Origin of the sequence: Thomasclavelia sp., from assembly GCF_017889095.1 — a bacterium.
Taxonomy (GTDB): domain Bacteria; phylum Bacillota_I; class Bacilli_A; order Erysipelotrichales; family Coprobacillaceae; genus Thomasclavelia.
Genome location: NZ_JAGHEW010000354.1, coordinates 1 through 5,790 on the forward strand (window position 1 = coordinate 1; position 5,790 = coordinate 5,790).

Here is a 5,790-nt window from a genome sequence, read left to right on the forward strand (position 1 = left end):
CATATATATCTACAATTTGTTCTAGAATTAACAAAATCCATAGTATGTGATGTAAAAATAAACTGACAATCTTGTCTTTTTAAAATAAGCGAATCCCATAGTTTATTATAAATAGACGGATTTAAAAAGGTTTCTGGTTCATCAACTACTATATAACTATTTTCAGGGGCAGTTAATACATTTCCAATGTAAAAAATAATACATTTTTCTCCATCACTCAATCCATTTAGACCATATCTATTTCCTTTTTTATGAGCATATACTTCCCTTTCGTTTGGGTCGATTTCAAAAGTAATATTTGGTATCAATTGATTCCATATTTCTTCTAATTGTTCCCAAATAGGAGTTTTATCTCGATAATCTTCTTCATTTCGCATTTTTCTTGTCGCAATTTCAGAATATTCTTTTATCAATGATGTTATCAAAAATGTAAAAGTATATGAGAAATATTGATTTATTATATGTTCCTCACTTATATTTCTAGCTATATCAATATAATTTTCATGCATGCTTTGTTGATAAGATTCTATTGTGCTTTTATCTCTTCTGAAAGCATTTTTATTAAATATCAAATACTTTTGAGCAGGTAGTACACACAAATTAGGTAATGTCGTTTTTTTTAGTTCACTCACAAAAGATGACTTCCCTGCACCATTTGCTCCAACAATTACAACAGTATTTTTAACTGATGATAAAATAGTTAGTATCTCAACTTTATCTATTTCCAAAATAATCGAAGACAACTGTTTATCTGTATCGTACAGATTACTTAAATTATTTGGTAATGAGATACTAAAAATTTTGGACAATAAATTGTTTATTAACTCCTTAAAATTTATTGTTATTTCACTGTTATCAAAATTGCCAAGTTCATTATTAAATTTCTTTTCAATTACATTAATTTTATTACTTATATTTTGTTTTAAATGATTAATTTTCTCATTTTCTATATCTTCAGAATCTTTGATTGACAAGACTTTATTTTTTATTTCAGTTAATTTATTTTCTACTTTTTTGTATATACTCATTTTCTAACTCTATCTCACTTTCATTAAATTATTACACTGTATATAAGTTCAAAACTTTAACAATTTCCATGCATCGCTGCTCATGTTATCAATATATTCTGTGTTGTTTATATATAATTTCTCATTTTTGTCTCTCACAAATCCCCATTTAACATTATGTTTTTCAGCATATTGTTTAAATGCAGCAAACTTGTTTCTAACTTGGATATCTATGTTTTTATTAACACCATTCTTTCCTTCTCCGCCTTTAGTTTCGATAATCCATACATCACCATTTGTCAATCCAACAATATAATCAGCATAAAATAAATGCTGTACTCGATTACCATCTAGATATGTAATTGAAAAATATTGTTGCCCTGTGTCTCCATTTTTATAATACCAAGATACTTTTTCATCAAACTCACAAAAACGTTCAAACAATCTTTCGGATTTTGATTTAATTTCTTCTACTAAACAATCATCAGTATAATCACGATAAACGTTCTTGTTAATAAGCTTAATATCTCTCTGTTCAATATATTTAAAGACCTCTTCTCGTGGAAATTTAAATATTTCTTCTTTTGCTTCAATAAAGATACTTTGTTTGGAATAGGAACCAATCATTCCTTCTCTGAAATCCTCATGAATCTTATGTACGTTATTTAATATAAATGCGTAAAATTCAGAAGTACCTAATTTTAGAAATTTACTTTTAAATCTTCTATTATCTCTAAATAATAATTCTAGAATCATTCTGGTTTTCTCATATGACAATCCGATTAAAGATTTAAATGAGTCAATAGATTGTCTTAAATCGATTGCATGTTCGTGAGTATTTACTGCAAAACTGACTCCATATCTAGCAGCATCTTCCCTAACCATATCAATCGTTCTAACAACTTTGCCTTGCATAATTGTCTTTTCAATACGATCTGATAAATTGTAGCCACCTGCCATTAATTTAACTTTATTTATTGTCACATCATTAGTTAATTTATATTTTTCTTTATAAAACTTGGCTAAACGATCTCGTTTTTCTCGTTCTCCTGAACAATTGTAATCTAAATTTCGTAGTTCTTTTACAAGATTGAAGTCGTAAAATTCTGGTTTTAAAAATATTCTTCTTACAAAATACGCTCTGTCAATATTTTGTATTACACTTTCACGATATTTTTCATCAAAGGTATATAAATATGCATTATCAAGCAATTCATTATTATAATGTTTTGCTTCAGGCATCCTTCGTAATCTACCAAGAGTTTGTATCTCAAATTGCTCACTCATATTTTCTCTTAATTTGACTAATATTTTCGCACGTGGACAATCCCATCCCGTACTAATAGCTTGCTTAATCAAAAGAAACTGCACAGAATTATTCATATCTGCTATGTTTTCAATATTTTTATGATATTCATTACCACTCATCCAAATAGCAAGACGTCCGTTATCATATGTTATATCCCTTGTTATCAATTTCTCTTCAATGGACTTAATTAAATCTAGTTTTTCATTTGGAAATTGCACAATAACTAAAGGATTAATACTTTTTCCTAATTTTTCATATTCTTCCTTTATCTCTTTTCTTTTTGCTATTGCTAAATTTAATAATAAACCATTTTCATCTTGAATTTGTACACCACTAACTCCTTCGTTGATATATAAAGCTTTTGTAATAAGCCCAGATGCAATAACATCAACTTCATCAATTTCATACATATCAAAAGCTTTATTTTTATTAGCTGTCGCAGATACACGAATAGTATAAATCGGAGCAAATGCATCGATGATATCTCTTGCTTTCGAAGTATTATTTTGGTGTTCTTCATCGATTATTAGAATAAAGTCTATATTATTTCTATGAGCATCAGCAATTCTTTCATAAATATTTTTTCTTTCAGCTTCCATAATTGCGCGATTACCCTTTTTAGTAACTCTTTCCCAGTTAATAAAACAAACATCTTTATCATCAAAATCACCATTTAAGACATCATCAATTGTTTTTGAAGTATATTGAGGTAAGTGCTTATCTAATTTCTGTTTACTTTGTTCTTCTAATTCTCCAGAACCTGGAGTTAACCAAATGAAACATACTTTTCTATTTTTTTGTTTAATGTACTTATCAATAAAATCCAATAAAATAATAGTTTTCCCTGATCCTGTTGGAGCTTTTACTATTAAAGTTTTCTTGTTTACGCTATTACAATAGTTAACGATATATGATGAACAATCTTCTTGAAATTCAAATAGTTTTCTTATACCTATCATATTTCATCAACCTCCCTTAATTCTTCTCCAAAGTAATATTCTGGAATATCAATTATTTCTACTCCATAATTTTCTAGTATCTTTTCTTGTTCACTAGTTAAAAAGACTTCGTTGCTAACAAACAACTTTTTACACTCGTGCAAATCTTCTTCGATGATTCTATCCATTTCTTCATCAGTAAACGCAATTTTGATTATACAATTGTCAATCTCACAATGATATTCCAATTTTATGAGTTCAGTTATAGAATGTAGTAATTTTTCATTTAATGTTCCATTATTGGATTTAGGGATAAAAGAAGTTTTATAGTACTTCAAGTTCAGCTTATTATATTCTGATTGTATGTTTTTTAATCGCTGATAAGTGATGTTTTCACATATGTTGTTTTCATTATTAGTACATAAAATAAATTTCCTATTTTTTCCATCATTCTTGTTTAACTCGCATATTGCATGAGCAGTTGTACCTGAACCAGCAAAAAAATCTAACACCATCTCATTCCCTTCAGTAACCATATAAATAAGTTGTTGGATTAATCTCAATGGTTTTTTTCCGTTTGAAAAAACAACATTACCTTCTTTACTAACATTTCCCATATCTAGATAAAATTCTTTCCACCAATCTCCACGAATCTTTCTAAGCCCATAGGATTTTTTAAAATCATTACATTGTCCATATGAATCCGACAATCTTAATAATTGTCTCATCTTGATTCCATTATTTATTATTAGATATTCTTTTCCTGATCGAATTTCTTTATATATCTTGTTGACATCATAATCAGCTATATTAAAACCAGTAATTTTATCATCTGCTACTATATTGTCTAAATTATCTTCAATAAATAATTTAAATTTTTTACTTACTATATATAATCTATCCAAGCTTTCTTTCTGAAATTCTAATTCAATTTTATCTTGTACATATTCCCTTAAAGAAACCAATTTGTCATTAATAATAATTTTGTTATAATGCTTATCAAAATCAGGACGAACATCATATAAAATATTTTTTGCTATATTTTTATGTCCATCTTTTGAATAAATTAGGACAAATTCTCCATTTTTTACAACATTTCCCATTTTTGCAGCTTTAACTTTCATTCCTTGTGTAGCTGATAATTCCACATGAATAGTCGTAACAAAGTTATTCTCTCCAAATATTTGGTCGCATAGCAATTTAAGATTTGCATATTCGTTATTATCTATTGAAATAAAAATCACACCTTGATTGGTGAGTAATCTATGTGCAATTTGTAAACGACGATTCATAAATGATATCCACATGCTATGACGATAAGCATCATCAATACCAATCTTTCTATCATCATATACAAAATCTTTGTTTTCAGTATTATAAGGTGGATCAATATAAATAACATCAATCTTTCCTTTATGAGTTTTTTCTAGTAGTTTTAGACTATGTAAATTATCTCCCTCTAAAAGAAAGTTAAAGGGTAATGATTCATCTGAAACTATTTCTTTATCCTTATCTTCTATAAAAATGGGAATATTAGATTTCATTTGTTCGTCTACTTCTTCTGAATGTTCTTCCCATACTAAACCATATTTCTTTTTAGTTAGTTCTGTTTCAACTTCATTTAAAGTAGCTTTCATATCTTCATCATCAATTTGTTGTTTCAATAACTCTAGTTTGGATAAAAGCTTTTCTCTTTTAACTTTTGACAAATTTATTGTCTCAGCCATGTTAATCATCCTTTCTTTACTACTGTAATAATTGCAAAGTATCTATAACACCTGTATTTTTATCATATAAAACCACTTCAACATTAAATCCTTTGTGGCTCATTTGCACCTCTGATATACAATCAAATGCTATTTTTTCTTCTTGGTTTTCAGCATTAAAAATCAACTTAACTCCTCTATATGAATCTATTACTTGCATTAATTTTGAAACTAAATCACCAACAAATCCTAATGCATCCATTCTATTTTTTACTTTAGTAATTCTATATAGTTCTTTTTTATACGAACTAACAATCACAATATTTTTTGGTTGTCTCTTCTTTATAATTTTTCCTTCAAATTCTATACTATAGCCATTCCAAATCGGATATACATAAGGATGGTCAACTATATTCCATCCTTCTAAGTACATATATGTTAAATAATGGCGTACAAACAATTCATTTTCATCAAAGTTTTCTGAATTTTCATCAAATAATATTTGTGTCATTACGTCTATTTCAGTTCTATTTAAAAAAGATGCTAAATTATGTAGAACCTTTTTACTAGGATGCTTTGTTGAACCATTCTCTATTAATTTTATTGCAGTCCTACTAATATCTAATAACTCGGCCATTTCTGTTTGATTAATCTTTTTTTCTTCTCTAATCTTTTTTAAATATATAGCAAAAGACATTGTAAAAACTCCTGGTATATTATAAATGACTCATGTAGTTAGTCATTTACAGTATACTTTTTCCTTTCCAATCAACCAGGTTAACCTGGTTGATTCAAATTAAAATTGTCTGTAAAATATTGAAATATGTGAA

4 protein-coding genes are annotated in these 5,790 nt (G+C 27.4%); all 4 read right to left on the reverse strand.

Annotated features, from left to right (window positions below):
* Positions 1–1,028, reverse strand: a 1,028-nt coding sequence (locus tag J7M77_RS15090; protein ID WP_296880056.1) for an AAA family ATPase, incomplete at its 3' end; no start/stop codon positions are given.
* Positions 1,029–1,076: 48 nt separating this feature from the next.
* Positions 1,077–3,275 (reverse strand): DEAD/DEAH box helicase family protein, encoded by a 2,199-nt coding sequence (locus J7M77_RS15095; RefSeq protein ID WP_296880058.1) that lies wholly within the window; start codon positions 3,273–3,275, stop codon positions 1,077–1,079.
* Positions 3,272–4,981 carry a site-specific DNA-methyltransferase gene (locus J7M77_RS15100; protein ID WP_296880061.1) on the reverse strand — a complete coding sequence of 570 codons (1,710 nt, stop codon included), beginning with the start codon at positions 4,979–4,981 and terminating at the stop codon, positions 3,272–3,274. Before J7M77_RS15100 ends, J7M77_RS15095 begins: the two co-directional genes overlap by 4 nt.
* A gap of 19 nt (positions 4,982–5,000) precedes the next feature.
* Positions 5,001–5,657, reverse strand: a complete 657-nt coding sequence (locus J7M77_RS15105; protein WP_296880063.1) for a helix-turn-helix transcriptional regulator — start codon at positions 5,655–5,657, stop codon at positions 5,001–5,003.
* Positions 5,658–5,790 lie beyond the last annotated feature (133 nt).